This is a genomic window from candidate division WOR-3 bacterium, assembly GCA_016934535.1.
Taxonomy (GTDB): Bacteria; SDB-A; SDB-A; order SDB-A; family SDB-A; genus JAFGIG01.
The window spans coordinates 76,288-91,338 of sequence record JAFGSQ010000007.1 but is presented as its reverse complement, the minus strand read 5'-3'; the positions used below and the strand labels follow the sequence as shown (position 1 = coordinate 91,338).

Annotated in this window: 14 protein-coding genes; all 14 read right to left on the bottom strand. The window is 43.1% G+C overall.

What is annotated here, in order from left to right:
* Window positions 1-7: 7 nt before the first annotated feature.
* From JXL83_01435 to murD, 14 genes are read right to left on the bottom strand one after another with little or no spacing between them, the layout of a single operon-like run.
* Window positions 8-2,452, bottom strand: a complete 2,445-nt coding sequence (locus JXL83_01435) for a hypothetical protein (GenBank protein MBN2362777.1) — start codon at window positions 2,450-2,452, stop codon at window positions 8-10.
* Window positions 2,449-3,018: a nicotinate (nicotinamide) nucleotide adenylyltransferase gene (gene nadD / locus JXL83_01430; GenBank protein ID MBN2362776.1), complete on the bottom strand. Its 570-nt coding sequence runs from the start codon at window positions 3,016-3,018 to the stop codon at window positions 2,449-2,451. Before nadD ends, JXL83_01435 begins: the two co-directional genes overlap by 4 nt.
* Complete coding sequence (gene bamD, locus JXL83_01425) at window positions 3,019-3,813, bottom strand: outer membrane protein assembly factor BamD (GenBank protein ID MBN2362775.1); 795 nt, start codon at window positions 3,811-3,813, stop codon at window positions 3,019-3,021.
* 8 nt (window positions 3,814-3,821) lie between these two features.
* Window positions 3,822-4,667 carry a hypothetical protein gene (locus JXL83_01420; GenBank protein MBN2362774.1) on the bottom strand — a complete coding sequence of 282 codons (846 nt, stop codon included), beginning with the start codon at window positions 4,665-4,667 and terminating at the stop codon, window positions 3,822-3,824.
* A gap of 22 nt (window positions 4,668-4,689) precedes the next feature.
* On the bottom strand, window positions 4,690-5,238 hold the full coding sequence (locus JXL83_01415; protein ID MBN2362773.1) for a DivIVA domain-containing protein: 549 nt from the start codon (window positions 5,236-5,238) through the stop codon (window positions 4,690-4,692).
* Window position 5,239: 1 nt separating this feature from the next.
* Window positions 5,240-5,935 (bottom strand): YggS family pyridoxal phosphate-dependent enzyme, encoded by a 696-nt coding sequence (locus JXL83_01410; GenBank protein ID MBN2362772.1) that lies wholly within the window; start codon window positions 5,933-5,935, stop codon window positions 5,240-5,242.
* Window positions 5,936-5,939: 4 nt separating this feature from the next.
* Window positions 5,940-7,223, bottom strand: coding sequence for a cell division protein FtsZ (gene ftsZ, locus JXL83_01405; GenBank protein ID MBN2362771.1), 1,284 nt, complete (start codon window positions 7,221-7,223; stop codon window positions 5,940-5,942).
* A gap of 58 nt (window positions 7,224-7,281) precedes the next feature.
* Entirely contained in the window at window positions 7,282-8,514 is a 1,233-nt protein-coding gene (gene ftsA / locus JXL83_01400) for a cell division protein FtsA (protein MBN2362770.1), read from the bottom strand.
* 3 nt (window positions 8,515-8,517) lie between these two features.
* On the bottom strand, window positions 8,518-9,246 hold the full coding sequence (locus tag JXL83_01395) for an FtsQ-type POTRA domain-containing protein (protein ID MBN2362769.1): 729 nt from the start codon (window positions 9,244-9,246) through the stop codon (window positions 8,518-8,520).
* On the bottom strand, window positions 9,218-10,084 hold the full coding sequence (murB, locus tag JXL83_01390; GenBank protein MBN2362768.1) for a UDP-N-acetylmuramate dehydrogenase: 867 nt from the start codon (window positions 10,082-10,084) through the stop codon (window positions 9,218-9,220). Before murB ends, JXL83_01395 begins: the two co-directional genes overlap by 29 nt.
* Complete coding sequence (gene murC / locus JXL83_01385) at window positions 10,077-11,408, bottom strand: UDP-N-acetylmuramate--L-alanine ligase (protein ID MBN2362767.1); 1,332 nt, start codon at window positions 11,406-11,408, stop codon at window positions 10,077-10,079. The genes murB and murC overlap by 8 nt, the downstream gene beginning before the upstream one ends.
* Window positions 11,398-12,453 carry a UDP-N-acetylglucosamine--N-acetylmuramyl-(pentapeptide) pyrophosphoryl-undecaprenol N-acetylglucosamine transferase gene (locus tag JXL83_01380; protein ID MBN2362766.1) on the bottom strand — a complete coding sequence of 352 codons (1,056 nt, stop codon included), beginning with the start codon at window positions 12,451-12,453 and terminating at the stop codon, window positions 11,398-11,400. The genes murC and JXL83_01380 overlap by 11 nt, the downstream gene beginning before the upstream one ends.
* Window positions 12,450-13,721, bottom strand: a complete 1,272-nt coding sequence (locus JXL83_01375; protein MBN2362765.1) for an FtsW/RodA/SpoVE family cell cycle protein — start codon at window positions 13,719-13,721, stop codon at window positions 12,450-12,452. The genes JXL83_01380 and JXL83_01375 overlap by 4 nt, the downstream gene beginning before the upstream one ends.
* Complete coding sequence (gene murD / locus JXL83_01370) at window positions 13,708-15,048, bottom strand: UDP-N-acetylmuramoyl-L-alanine--D-glutamate ligase (GenBank protein ID MBN2362764.1); 1,341 nt, start codon at window positions 15,046-15,048, stop codon at window positions 13,708-13,710. The genes JXL83_01375 and murD overlap by 14 nt, the downstream gene beginning before the upstream one ends.
* Between the last annotated feature and the right edge of the window lie 3 nt (window positions 15,049-15,051).

Below are 15,051 nucleotides of genomic sequence, written 5' to 3'. Positions count from 1 at the left end.
TCCGTTTTTAGTGAGTATCAAACCAGCTTTCTCCCCAGGCGGCGGAAACCGTCAGGGGAACGTCAAGTTTCACAGCATTTTCCATTGTATTTTTAACTATCTCCGCCGTTTTTTCAACGGATTTTTCATTTACTTCAAAAAGAAGCTCGTCGTGAATCTGCAGCACGAGCTCGGCTTCTTCTCCTTTCAGAGCTTCGGTTACGCCGATCATTGATATTTTTATTATATCGGCAGCCCCCCCCTGTACGGGCGTGTTGAATACTTTTCTTTTTGCCTTCTCTCTTTCTTTCATGTTCCTGCTTTCAAGGCCGTCTATCATTCTTCTTCTTCCCGTAAAAGTTCTTATCTCGCCGGTTTTTTCAGCTTCATTCACCAGTTCTTCCTGCCAATTTTTTATTCTGGAAAATCTGTTGAAATAATCATCTATGAAGTTCCTCGCTTCTTTGAGGGAAATTCCCATGTCTTTCGAAAGTTTAAACGGAGACATTCCGTAGAGAACACCGAAATTGACCGTCTTTGCAAGATTTCTTTCTCTCGTTCCGATTTTTTCAGGGTCCAGGGACAGAATTTCCGAAGCGGTTCTTGCATGAATGTCTTCTCCGTTTCTGAAAGCATCCAAAAAAGTCTTGTCCCGGGACAGGTGAGCCGCCAATCGGAGTTCAATCTGTGAATAATCGGCCGAGAGCAGTTTTTTTCCTTTGGGAGCTCTGAAAGCTTTTCTGATTTCTCTCGCCCTTGGATTTTTCATTGGTATGTTCTGCAAATTCGGATCGTAGGAGGAAAACCTTCCCGTAGCAGTCGCGCGCAGATCGAATTTGCAGTGGAGTCGCGAATTTTTGTCCAAAATGCAGGGGATGACATCTATGTATGTCGAAAGCATTTTGGAAATGAACCTGTGCTCGAGAATCATACCGACCAAAGGGTGAAGAGCCTTTATCTGCTCTAAAGCGTATGAATCTGTCGAAAATCCCGTTTTTGTCTTTGTCACGGGAGGCAGTTTAAGTTTATCAAAAAGCAAGTTTGCGAGTTGTTTGGGAGATCGCGGATTTATGTTGCAGTTTGCTTCTTTCCGGATTTCTTCCTCAATTTTTTTCAGGTCTTCTGAAAAAACCGCGCTCATTTTTTCGAGATAAGCCCCGTCAATGAATACCCCGGCTTTTTCCATTTTCGTCACGATGGGGATCAGGGGTTTTTCAATATCACGATACAGAGCGTAAAGCCCTTGTCCGATCATTTCTTTCTCGAGTTTTTTCCAAATAACAGGCAGAGAGCAAAGGGAGGTTTTAAAATCCGCAAATATTCCTTCGTGTTTTTTGACAAGAGAAACACAATCGTAAGGACCGCTTTCTGGATTTATAAGATAAGAAGCTGTTCCGGCGTCCTCAAAGACATGCGGCATAAAACCGGCCGTTACAGCTGTTTTTTTTATGTCGTCGCTAACCAAGATATTATTTCCGGCGATTCGCTCCAAATCTCCTGCCGAAACTTCCTGGCAAACATCTTTTTGAAGCACGAACAAACGATCGTCATCACAGGATGCTGCCGCAATTCCTTCAATATCCTCCGTACTGAAATCATGTGGAAAAAACTGCGGATTTTCTTTCAGTTCCAAGCCGAAATCTCCGGCTATTTTTTTCATTCCCCATTCCTTTAAAAACTCAGCCGCTTCAGGCGACACCGGAGTGTTTTTAAGATCTTCCGGAGCAGGTATTGAAAGGTCTGTTTTCAATTCAACCAATATTTTTGCTTTTTCGATCGTTTGCCTGCTTTGTTCGATGGATTTGGCTATCCTTTCAGTCGCGTACATTTTCGGATTTTCGATAATCGTTTCAATATCACGGCCATTTTCCAAAAGTTTGGCCGCGGTTTTAGAACCTATTCCAGGAACTCCTGGTATGTTGTCACTCGTGTCTCCTGTGAGAACAAGGAAATCTTTTATTCTCGAAGGAACGACGCCGAATTTCGCGAACACAGCCTTTTCGTTCATCACGTCCCAGTTGCCTGATTTTCCAGGATATATGAGCGAGACTCCCTTTTTTACGAGTTGAGCCAGATCCTTGTCTCTCGTCACAATAAAGATGTCGCCAAAGGAGCCGTATGCGGTAACAATTGAAGCTATGATATCGTCCGCTTCGAAACCCTCCATTCTCAATACCGGGTATCCGAAATACGGCAGACCTCCTACGAGACTTTCGATTTGTTTTGCGAGAGATTCAGGCATTCTCTCCCTGTTGGCTTTGTATTCTTCGAAAAATTTCCGCCTGAAAGAAGGTTTTGTGCCGTCGAAAACGGCCACCACATCATGCGAGGGAAAAGATTTCCTCAAAGACACGAGAGTATTGAGAAAACCGTAAATCGCCCCGCTTTCTCTGCCGTCCGGAGCCTTCAAATCGGCTTTCTGAAGAGCGAAGTAGCTCCGGTAAGCGATGGACGAAGAATCAATGATTATCAATTGTACAGCCCTGATTTTTTTACGTAATTATTCAGTTCATTCCCCAACAGATGTTCCGTTTCGAGGTGTTTTTTAACAAGGCCTCTGATCTCCGACGAAGACACGTCCAATCTTCTGTCAATAAAACTGAGCCTGCTTTCGGGTATGTCGGGTTTTTCTTCTTCAACTCCCCTTCTCATGACAATGAATCCAAGGGAATCTTTCAGTTCGGAAGATTTTTTCCACGTATTTATAAGTCTGGCCTGATCCATGCCAATCATTAGAAAATAATCGTTTGATTCACCCAATTGCTTTTTAATAAAATTCACTGAGTCATAAGTGTAGTTTGGCTTTTCGAGCTTCTCTTCCAGGTCGGAAATCGATATGAACTTGAAATTTTCCGATATAATTTCGCAAAAACGGATTCTTTCACTGAAAGGCGCAATGGGCATGGTTTTGTGACATGGAGTGTGATTGACCAACCATACTATTTTTTTTATTCCCAATATATTGTAGGCGTCCACTGAAAATATCAGATGACCTATGTGAGGGGGATCGAAACTTCCTCCGAAAATCCCCGTCTTCACTTATTCCTCCCGGGATTCTTCGATCGTGTCCGGCGAGAATGAATCGGTGGATTCGGTTATGGGGAGTCGAGAAAGCATTTCCCTCGCTTTTTCTGCATATTCGGTCTGATATTCCGATGCGTCGAGAAAATATCTGCGAGCGCTCGAAAGGTTTCCGGTTTTAAGAGCGGACAACGCTGCCTCGTACAGCGCTTGAGAAATATAATCTGAATTGGGATACATTCCGGCTGCGGTAACAAGGACTGCGAAAGCCGATTCGTGTCTGTTCATTTTTTTGTAAACTTCCGCCTCGTATATCAGTTTTCTAAGTAAAATATTTTCACAATGTCTCACGCGTTCAACGGCTTCCTGTGTTCGTTCGTCTGAAGGGAATCTCGCTAAAAAGAGACTGTATGTTTCCAAAGCGTATTTCAGCTTCAGAAGGTCCCTTTCAAAAGACGGCGATGATTTCTCATAGGAGCTCGCCCAATAGTACACGGTGCTCGATATAAGCGTATCGGAGGGGTATTTATTGTAAAACACTTTAAAAGTTTCAATTGCATCATCGTATTTTCCATCCATGTAATACGAAAGGCCGGACATGAATAAAGCATAGCTTTTATATCGCGTAAAATCAAAACTCAGATAAACGTAGTTGAAGGCTTCGGCGGCTTCTCCGTAATCATTGCTTTCGAACAATTCCCGCGCGACAGACAAAGCGGCTTCTTCATCAGTGTATCTATCCAGGTTGATCCTTTTAGGCGAACATCCGGACGCCGTTATGACTGCCACAACGAAAATAAATGTCTTTTTCACTTTTACTCCTAAATATTTTGCAGTAATTTGATGGCTTTTTCTCTGATAACCGAGCTTCTTTCAATCTCTAAAACCCTCTCGAGATACAGTCTTCCCTTGGCGTAATTTTCTGAAGCCACGTATAAACTTCCTGCAAGCCAGGCCGCTTCGGCAGAAGTTGTTCCCTGAGTCAGAAAAGACGCTTCAGAAAGATAATTGAGGGCTTCACCCTGTCTCCCTTTTTCGATAAGTTCCTTTGACATTTCGACCAGTATGTCAGCTTTATTCTGCATTATTTGTATCTTGTCGGCGTCAGGTTTTATTATTGCCGAATCGAGCCACGCAACTGCGATCTCGTGCATTTTTTTGTTTTTATAAATTTCACCGAGAAGTATGCAGGCGCTAAGAGAAAGTTCTTCGTATTTGAGTGATCGTGATAAAGTGCTCAATGCGTTGGCCGTGTCAGCTTCGAGAAGAAAAGATCTGGTGATTTCAGGGAGCAATTCTCTCGCAACCGCATTTTGTTCAATCAAAAATAATTTCTTGGAAAAATATATTTCCTCGGAAAATCTTCCTTCGAAAGATAATTTATCGATTATCTGCTGATATCTCATTACGATCGTATCTTTGAAATCTCTTCTCTGATAATAAACATTTTCAAGAGTCCCCGAAGAGCTCGCATACTCTCCGAGTTTTATATCTATGTCGGCTGAAAGAATCATGCCTTCAATTCTTTCATTTTCGCCCAGTTCTTCCGAGGAAAGGGAAGAATCGAGAACAACTTTCGCCCTGTCGTATAATCCTTCATAATAGAGCTGTCTGGCTCTGTCTATCCTTGCTTCCTGAGTTTTTTGAGAGCACGATAGTGTGAGCAAAAAGCACAAAAGCGCTAAAGAATTATATATTTTTCTGTTCAAATAGATTGTCAAGCGAAGGGACATTTGTCTTTATCTTGCGTTTGATGTGCGGAAAAGCGTCATCTATTTCGACTTTTTTGTATCTTATTTCTCCCGATTCTATAGCTTTTAACTGCGCCTCGAGAAAACTTTTTATCTGAGCTTTTATGCTTACCCTGTGTGTGTTGAGGGCTGAAATCTCACTCGTTATTTCCACAACCTGAGAACGGGCTCTCTCAACGATCGTCTCTCCCTGAAGTTTTGCGTTCTGTATTATCAGTTCAGCTTCCTGTTCGGCATTTTTTCTTATCTGCTCGGAAGATTTTTGAGCCGAAGTGAGGGTGTTCTGCAGAGTGGATTCCATACTCTTGTAATCTTCAAGTCTTTGCTCTAAATTCCTGAGCTGCTCTTTAATAGACATATTCTCCCTGTTCAGGCTTTCGAGCTGATCAGCGACTATTTCAAGAAAGCTTTGAACCTCCTGAACGTCGAGTCCGCGGAAGGTCTTCCTGAACTCCATCTTTCTTATTTCTAGCGGTGTGATTCCCATATCAATACCTCTTTCCAAAAAGGGCCGTACCCAGCCTTACCATCGTACTGCCTTCCTCGACAGCAACAGTGTAATCCGAACTCATTCCCATCGAAAGAGAACAGAGTCCGAATTTCTCTTTTATTTCAAAAAGAACAGAAAACTGCCTTCTTGTCTCAACTTCACCGGCGTATAAACCCGCCATGCCCATCACACCCTTTAATTCTATATTCTTACAGCTAAAAATATAATTTGTCAAATCGTCAACTTCTTCAGGTTTTACTCCGGACTTGGTTGTTTCTCCGGAAACGTTAACCTGAATAAAAACGCTGTATTTACACGCTTTTTCTTCAGGATTAATTTCGGCACATTTTTTTTCAAGTTTCTCTGCCAAAGCTAAAGAATCTACGGTCTGTATCACGTCAAAAAGTTTCAGCGCTTTTTCAACTTTGTTCTTCTGTAAATGTCCTATGAGATGTTTTGTAAAAGTATCCCGCTTGTGACTCAACTTCTCCCATGCTTCCTGCACTTTATTTTCTCCGATGTTCCTGATTCCTTCTTCCGCAGCCATATCAAGCGCAAGTCTTCCGAAATTCTTCGTCACCGCGAGAATGGCAACTTCACTTGGATCTCTCGAAACTCTGCGGCAGGATTCGTAAATATTTTCTCTCACAATCTTCAGGTTTTCCCTGAACGTTTCCGTTTCTAAAACTCTCATCCGTTCAGTTGTTTTGCCTTCTGAGGTAAGCCGGTTCGGTCAATTCATCAGAATTGTACAAATCGAGTTCGTCTTCTATAGGCCTGTTCTTCCTCATCCTCTGTCTTTTGTTAAACACTTCTTTTTTACGGTTTTCCCTGTCCTCATCGTTCTCTTCTGCCGTATCATCTCCTTTTTCTATTATTTCTGCTTCAAACAGATCTACCTGGTCTTCTTCAGGCGTCCAGATAAAATTCTTTTCGAGAGAATTTTTCTTATCAGAATCACTGCTTTGTTCACCGGTAAAAAATCCTTCCACCCTGTTTTCTTTCCTCGATTTTTTAGTTCCGATACCTGTAGCAATTATTGTAATCTCTATCCTGCTGTTGTATGTGGTGTCGTATCTGATCCCGAATAAGATTTCTTTGTCAGTGTCGTCTCCGATTTTTTCCTGTATGAGCTTCATCACGTTGTCTATCTCTTCGAGTTTGAGATCGTCAGGTCCTGTTATGTTGACAAGAACACTTGAGGCTTCGGTGATGGATACATTGTCGAGAAGAGGTGAATTGATGGCTTCGTTAGCGGCCTGTACGGCTCTGTCTTCGCCTGTACCGTATCCGATGCCCATGAGCGCTTTTCCTCCTTTTCCCATCACTCTTTTTATGTCGGCGAAGTCCAAATTTATATGTCCCTGTTTAATTATCAAGTCAGAAACGCCTTTTGTCGCTTTTACAAGCACGCCGTCGACATATTTAAAAGCGTCTTTTGCCGTGATCTGTTTGGAATAAAGAGTTCTTATGTTGTCGTTATGAATCACCAGAATTGTGTCAGACGATGAAGAAAGATCCTTAACTCCCCTGGTTGCGACATCATATCTTTTCTTCCCTTCCCAGTTAAAAGGCAGAGTCACAACCGAAACTGTCACTGCTCCCGATTGTTTTGCCGCTCTGGCGATTATCGAAGACGCTCCCGTGCCGGTTCCGCCTCCCATACCCGCTGTTATGAAAACCATATCGATGCCTTTGAAAATCTCTTCGATTTCTCTCATGCTCTCTTCCGCCGCCTTCTTGCCTTTTTCAGGATCAAAACCGGTGCCGAGTCCCCTTGTCGTCTCTTTACCTATTTGAATTTTTTTCTGGGCTCTGGACTTTATGAGATCCTGCAGGTCCGTGTTCACAACAACGATGTTCACGCCTTCAATGCCCTCTTCAACCATTGTGTTCACAGTATTTCCACCGGCTCCTCCGACTCCTACAACCACTATCTTAGCCAGCGGAAGTTCTTGCGGGGCCATTTCGAATATACCCATATATTCCTCCTTCATATTCCATTTAAAAAATGTTTAATTGACGCTTCGTTTATCCGGTCTAAAAGAAATCGCTTATCCACTTTTTCAGTCCTCCTACTATTTTTTTCTTTTTTTCTTTGTCCCCCTGGGATCCCGTTTCTTCCTGATCTGAAATCGAATATTTTATCAGTCCGAGAACCGTCGAGAATGCTGGCGATGAGACCGCTTCAACCATCCCGAGAAGATCGTCTCCCGGGATTCCAAGCCTGACCGGTAGTTCGAATATCTCTTCGGCGACCTCTATAATCCCTTTGAGATTCGCTGTTCCGCCAGTGATTACGACTCCGGACGCCAGGTTGTGCGCGTATTCACTGCGTTGGATTTTTCTGAACGAAAAATCGAGAATCTCTTCCACTCTGGCCTCGACGACATCGTGCAGTCTTTCAGTCGTGACTTTTCTGTTACCCCTTCCGGCGGTCGCTTGTATGTCTATAACTTCTTCCGGGTCAACGTATGTCGGGTGGGCAGAGGCTTTTTCTTTTTTAATTTTTTCAGCAAAAGCGTAAGATGTTGCCAAACCCATAGAAATGTCCCTCGTAATGGAATCCCCGCCCAGCTTGACAAGCCCCACATCCCTGAGAGAACCGCCATACCAGACGGAAATATTCGTAACTCCTCCTCCTATGTCGAGAAGAGCTATGCCTTGTTGCCTGTCTTCCTCGCCCAGAACCGCATAAGAAGAAGCGAGAGGCTGCAGTATCATTGATTCCACGGATAAACCCGAACCTTCGACTGCTTTTCTTATGTTTCCGAGCGCAAGGCTGGATGCCGTTATTATATAAATTATTGCTTCCAGCCTCATACCCATCAATCCGACCGGATCGATAATGTTGGGCTGATTGTCTACTATGAAATCCTGAGTCAACGTGTGAATTATCTCTCTTTCGGCCGGAATGGCTATCCCCTTTGCCGATTCTTTCACTCTTTCGACATCGGCTATGGTTATACCTTGTTCCTTGCTCGTTATCGATATAACGCCTTTACTCGCTATTCCTTTTATGTGCTCGCCTGTCACTCCAATACTTACAGGACCCGCCTGAACTCCCGCCATTACTTCAGCGTCATGAATCGCGTTTTTTATCGAAGAGATTGTTTTGTCAAGGTTTATGACCACTCCGTGCCTCATTCCTTCGGAAACAGCTTCTCCTACACCGATCACGTTAATTTTATTTCTCGATGCTATTTCAGCTATTACGGCGCAAACTTTACTCGAGCCGAGATCCAAAGCGGTCGAAATCATTTTTTTATCCATAATTCAGCCCCCGTAACAATCTTTGTTATTGGTTAAAGCGGACCTTTTGAATATCAATAGTTCTCCGGGGGAACTCAAATCGTAACAATACTTTCGGTCCCACCAATCAGTTCCCCTGACAGTCATTAATATTCTGTACGATAAAACAAAATCCGAATACCCGAAATAAGCGTACACTCCGTCTTTGGTTTTCACCGACAGACCTTTTTTGCAGACTATCACTTCGCTCAAAAAAGGGAAATTAATTCCTTGCGAACAAACAGACGCAACATCTTTCAGTATTCTGTCCTCTTCGGTCAGGAATAAATCGCTTTCTGTGTACTCGTTCATTGTTTTCGCTCCGAGCAATGCTTTTGATGAATCTATCGGCAATATATAACCGTCCGCGTCTACTCCCTTGCCGTTTCCAATATCCAGTGAAGGATATCTTTCAATTATTTCAATCTCCAGAGCGTTAGGTCCGGACTTTCTCACCAGTATCTTTTTTGCGAAAATCTCTTTTGACAGATTAAGCTCAGCCTCCGACAAATTGACAAAAAATACGCAATCTCCTTTTGAAACACCTGCTATCTCGAATATTTCATGAGAACTCAGTTCAGTGTTTCCCCTCACTATAACGGATTCAACTCTGAAAAAATGCAATTTTCCCGCTGCTACTCCGGCCGAGAACAATGTCGCTGTCAGAAACGCGAAAATAACCGCTTTAAATTTCTTTGGATTTTCCATTTTCATCGTATATCTTTAATTCTGTTTCAAGCGTTATTGAGAACTTTCTGAAAACGTCTTCTTTGACCGCAGTTACTGAATCAACAAAATCGGAGCATTTGGCTCCTCTGAGAGGGATGAAGTAATTTGCGTGCCTGTCTGAAATCATGACGTTTTTTATTATCTTTCCTTTCCACCCTGCTTGTTCTATCAGTTTACCGGCAGGCGGACTTCCGAAAGGATTTTTGAAAATACAACCGGCTGTTCTTGAGTTCCTCGGAAACCTCTCGCTTCTGAATTTTTTTATTTGAGTGATCGTCGATTCAATTTCGGAAACCTCCGCATTTCGCAATTCAAATTCAACACCGAGTATTATTTCATGTATGCCTTTTCTATAGCCGAACTGGTCCTTCGAGATTTCAAAATAATCCTTGCCTCTCGTTTTAACTCTTTTAACAAAATCTCCCGTGACACCCCATTTTGTGCCGGCGTTCATGTAAACAGCGCCTCCGACTGTTCCGGGTATTCCGTAAAGGCATTCAAGACCAGACAAGCCTGCTTCTCTTGATTTCCCTATTATTTCCGAGAGCGCTACGCCTGCTCCTGTACGGATCATGTTGCCTTCCAGAACAAAACTTCTAAAGCTCCCCGAAAGCTTGACAATACATCCTTTGAATCCCTTGTCGCTAAAGAGAATATTGCTGCCCGCACCCAATATGATGTATGGCAGATTATTTTTTTCACAATATGTAATAATTTTATCAAATTTCTGCTCATTATCAACATAACAAAAATAATCCGCTTTTCCGCCCAATCTCAAAGTCGTGAATTCAGCGAGATCGATTTTTCTCAAACAATCAATCATTTACTGTTCCCTTTAACATTTCTGTAATTTCATCCCTGTAAGAATCAGCATCTCCGGCTCCCAATAGAGCCAAAATGCCTCCTGAAAACGATTTTTTCAGAACAGACATCAATTCTTCCTTTGATCCTGTCACGCAGACTTCTTTACCAAGGGTTTTCAGGTCGTCGGCAATTAATTCCGAAGTCACTCCCGTCATCGGTTTTTCTCTTGCGGGATAAATCGGCATCAGTATAATGTTATCGGCTTTTAACAGCCCCTTAGCAAAATCCAGATGGAATTCTTTTGTTCTCGAGTATAGATGAGGTTGAAAAACAATCGTCAGCTTTTTATCGCCGGTTTTAAGAGCTTCTATCGAGTTTTTCAATTCAGTCGGATGATGGGCGTAATCACTTATAAAAGTACAGAAATCCGAATCAAAAACCGTTTCCATCCTTCTTCTGACTCCCGAAAAGCTCTTTAAAGCTTCCGCCGAATCCATCGGAGAAACGCCCATAAGTTCAGCTACGGCTAAAGCGCAGGACGCATTTCTGAGGTTGTGTTCTCCCCGCATGCGGATACTTATTTTTTCTCCTCTCATGAACAAACATTCATCTTCTATGACGTAGCGTATGTCGCAGGCAGGCGATTCACCCAGCGTCACCGATTTTACTGTTTTTGAATTGGCAATTTCAGCCGTCAATTTGTCGCAAACGTTCAAAAGGCATTTTTCAGAATTTCCGGCAAATTTCAAGAATGCCTCCGATACATCTTTTTCTCCCGAGTAATATTTTCCGATGTGATCAGCTTCTACTGAAGTTATGACTCCTATATTCGGATTAAACAGAAGAAAAGTCCTGTCGCTTTCGTCAAGTTCGCAAACCGCCGCGCCATTTTCCGACCATATCAGTCCGCTTTCCCATCCCACCGGTGATCCTCCGGTGATTCCGAGCACGTCTTTATTGTTATACATTAAAATATGCACAAGCATTGAAGACGTGGTGGTCTTCCCGTGGGTTCCGGCTATTCCAGTCAGTATCCTGCCCTCAAGCTGTTCTCTGAGAGCTTCTCCTCTAGATTGTATTTTGATCCCTTTTTTCAAGGCCTGGGATATCTCATTGCACGATTCATCCACGGCCCTCGAAAAAATCACCCTGGAAACACCTTCGAGATGTTTTGTCGAATGACCCGCAGACAATACGATCCCTTCTTTTTTGAGAATTTCGGCATTTTCGTTCAGATTTCTGTCACATCCGGTGACATCAAAGCCTTTTCTTTTCATAATGATAGCCAGAGGGGTCATCCCTGCTCCGCAAATACCGATCATGTGAACCATTTCAGGATTCATTAAGTATCTCCTCGGCAATAATTTTCACTGAGTCTTTCTTTCCGGGACAGAGTACCGATGTTCCCTCTGAATTCAGGATTTTTTTTATGTTTTCGTGAAGGGATTCTGCCGTGAGTTCATTTTCTCTTATTACGACGCTTGTACAAAGATTTTCGAGCTGGCGGGCGTTGTCAGCCTGATGCCCTCTGGCTATTGCCAAAGGAATGAGTACTGCAGGTTTTCCGGCAGCAAAAATCTCAGCGACCGTTACGGCTCCGGCTCTCGATACGACTACGTCGGCACAGGCGTAAGCCGATGCCATGTCTTCAATATAATCTCTGACTATGACGTCTTCTCCGCATCGCGCGTATAGTCCTTCGGAAAATTTACCCGCGGAAGCGATCACCTTTGCGTTCTGAGGTATGCCGAATTTCCTGTACATTTCATAAAATGCTTTTTCTATAGTAGAAGATCCCTGACTTCCTCCGAACACGAGAATTATCTTCGAGTCACCTGAAAGTCCGAATTTTTTCACCGCTTCGGATTTCGGGACATTCCCAATCGTTCGCCTAACAGGACTTCCCGAGTATAGGGTCTCAGAAATACCGGGCATGTATTTTTCAGTCTCCTCGAATGATAAAAATATTTTTTTTGCGCTTCTTGCAAAAAAACGAGTTGTCATTCCTGGTTTGACATCCGCTTCTAAAATATAAAAAGGCACCGAAAGCAAACAGCAAGTCAGCAAAACGGGAACCGTCGCAAAAGAACCCGTGCCGAGAACGGCAAAAGGCTTTATTTCAGATATGTGTCTTCGGCAATAAAATACACCAAAAATGAAGGAAACCGCTGAAGCGGCTTTTTCGAGAATCGTTCTTCCCGCCCAAGGCCTGCTTCTGACTTTCTCGAAGTGAAATCCTGCCCTTGTTACTATTGTCTCAGCGAGTCCCCTGTCGCTTCCGATGAAAAACAAGCCGCATTTGCCCCTTAGTTCTTCCGCAAGGGCAAGCGCGGGATAAATATGCCCTCCAGTCGCTCCGACAGCAATGAGCAGTCTTTTCTTTTTCAACGCGCTTTTACCGCCTTTTGTCTTTGAGTCAATCTACTGCCGACAAAAGTGTTAGATTTGTTCTTTGTACTGAAAAAAATCATTTCTCTTTTTTTTATCATATTTTCATTCATCTGATGGCTTTTCGAGAGAGCCGATATGTTAAGCATGATTCCAAGCATGAACATATTACTTACCATTGAAGTTCCGCCGTAAGAAATAAAAGGCAGAGCCAATCCCGTCGCTGGAAGCGAACCGATGCTGATGAATGCGTGTATAATGGCGAAAATAAAAAAATTGACCGATATGCCCATGGCGAGAAAATAAAAATATCTGTCTTTGTCTTCGAAAAATAACGCGATTCTAAAACCTGTAACAAGTATTACAAAATACAAAGACATCACGAATAGAGCGCCGACAAGCCCCATTTCTTCTCCTATTGCGGCTATTATCATATCTCTGTCCACCTCAGGAATAAATGATCCGTTTTTGAGTTCTCCCTTGCAAAGACCTCTTCCAAACAGACCTCCGTTGGCGAAAGCAAGGATGGAATTTTCTACCTGCGAATTTTCATCAGTATCTACTTCCTCTCCTCTGAGCGTCACTACGTAATTTTTTATTCTCTTGTCTATGTGCTTGAACCTGCTTCCGGGAAGCATATAAAGCAAAACGCCGATCGCTAAAACGCTGAAGATGAGGACGAAAGAAAATTTAACAGGCACTTTGCCGACGAAAAAGAACACGAAAACAAGCAAAATAAGGACAAGCGCTGTCGATACGTCAGGTTCAACAGCGATCAGGGCAATTATCCCGCCGATCACTATCAAAAGCCCCCACGACCATTTCGCGTTTTTTTCTTTTATTCCGCTGTACTTTCTCCTTATGTAATGAGAGACATAGAATATCAGTACGATTTTTGCCAGTTCGGACGGCTGAAAATTAAATGGGCCTAGCCGCAGCCATCTGTGGGCTCCGTTGATGTTCGTACCAAAAAGAATTACTGCAAAAAGCAGAACCGTAATCGCCAAAGAAAAAAATAAAATTAAAGCTGTGTTGTCGGTTTTTTTCAAAGGAAGGCAGAACGCTATCAACAAAGCCATAAAACCGATTCCAATGTTCATAAGATGTTTATAGGGAGTGCTTGAAGTTCCGAAACTGAAAACGGAGGCTTTTTGATGAGCCGAGAACATGGCTACAATACCGATAGCCAGCAAGACAGAAACAGTAATCAAAAGTGCGTAATTTGCGTTCTTGAATTTGCATCTCAGACGGTCTTCATATTTTTCCATAATGTTCCTCGATGGCACTTTTAAAAGCTTCCCCCCTGTCTTGAAAATCCCTGAACATGTCAAAGCTTGCCATGCCGGGATTGAGTATTACCTGGTCTCCTTCTTCGGCTATTTTTACCGCCGCTTCAACAGCTTCGCGCATTCCTTTTACGGATTTATGAGGCACGTTCATTTTTTTCAGTTTTAAGGACAATTCGCCTGAACTGGCTCCTATAAGAACCACGAATTTTGTCAACTCTTTGCATGTTGCCGCAATAACGCTCAAGTCTGTCTTTTTTGCTTTCCCACCAACTATAACTACGGAGCCTTTGTATGCTTCTAGCGATCTTCTGAAAGCGGCTTCGTTAGTGCACATAGAATTGTTAACAAATAGTATTCCGTCGAACACGCCTACTGTCTCAAGTCTATGAGGAAGTCCCTTGAAGCTTTTGACTGCTTCGATGATTTTATTGGGTCGGGCTCCAATAAAATATCCTGCAAGCCCTGCTGCAAGTATATTTTCAAGATTGTGGCTTCCTCTGAGGAAAATATCTTTTTCGTCCACTGAAAATTCCACTCCGGCGTCAGGTCTGAAGACCGCCTTATTATTTCTTACAAAACCACTGACCCTCCTGTCCTCGTTTCCGAAGAAATATCTTCTGCACGCGGCTTTTTCGGTCATCCTGGCAATGGCTTCGTCGCTGAAATTGAGAATTGCAAATCCTTTTTCTTTCACCCTCCCTATCAAATCGGCTTTGAGAGAAGCATAACTGTAAATGTTCCCATGCCTGTCAAGATGATCGCTTGATATGTTAGTCCAAATAGCCGCGTCTGCTTTGAAATCTGAGACGTGTTCCATTTGAAAACTGCTTATCTCCGCGCTGACCCATTCATCAGGTCCCGCAATCAATGAAATTTCTGAAAGAGGAATTCCCGGAGCCAAATTTCCGCCAACATGGCATATCATTCCGGATTCATTCAATATATGAGCTGCCAGAGCCGTGGTTGTGCTTTTTCCGTTTGTACCGGTTACAGCCAGAAGTTTGCCTTTCATGTTTATCTGCGCCAGTTCTATCTCGGAAATGATTTTAATTTTTCGATTTGCCGCCACTTTCAATACAACGGAATTTTTGTCTATCCCCGGGCTCACTACTGCGTAATCACAAGCGTAGGCCTTTTCAGTGTGCCCTTTTTCTTCAAAATCAATTCCCAACGAATTTAGGACTTTTTTATTATCGGCAGTTATCGGATTCTGATCGGTTACAAAGACAGTGCTGCCCATTGCGGACAGAAGTTTGGCGGCGGCTATTCCGCTTCTTCCTGCACCTATGACTGTCGCTTTTTCCATATC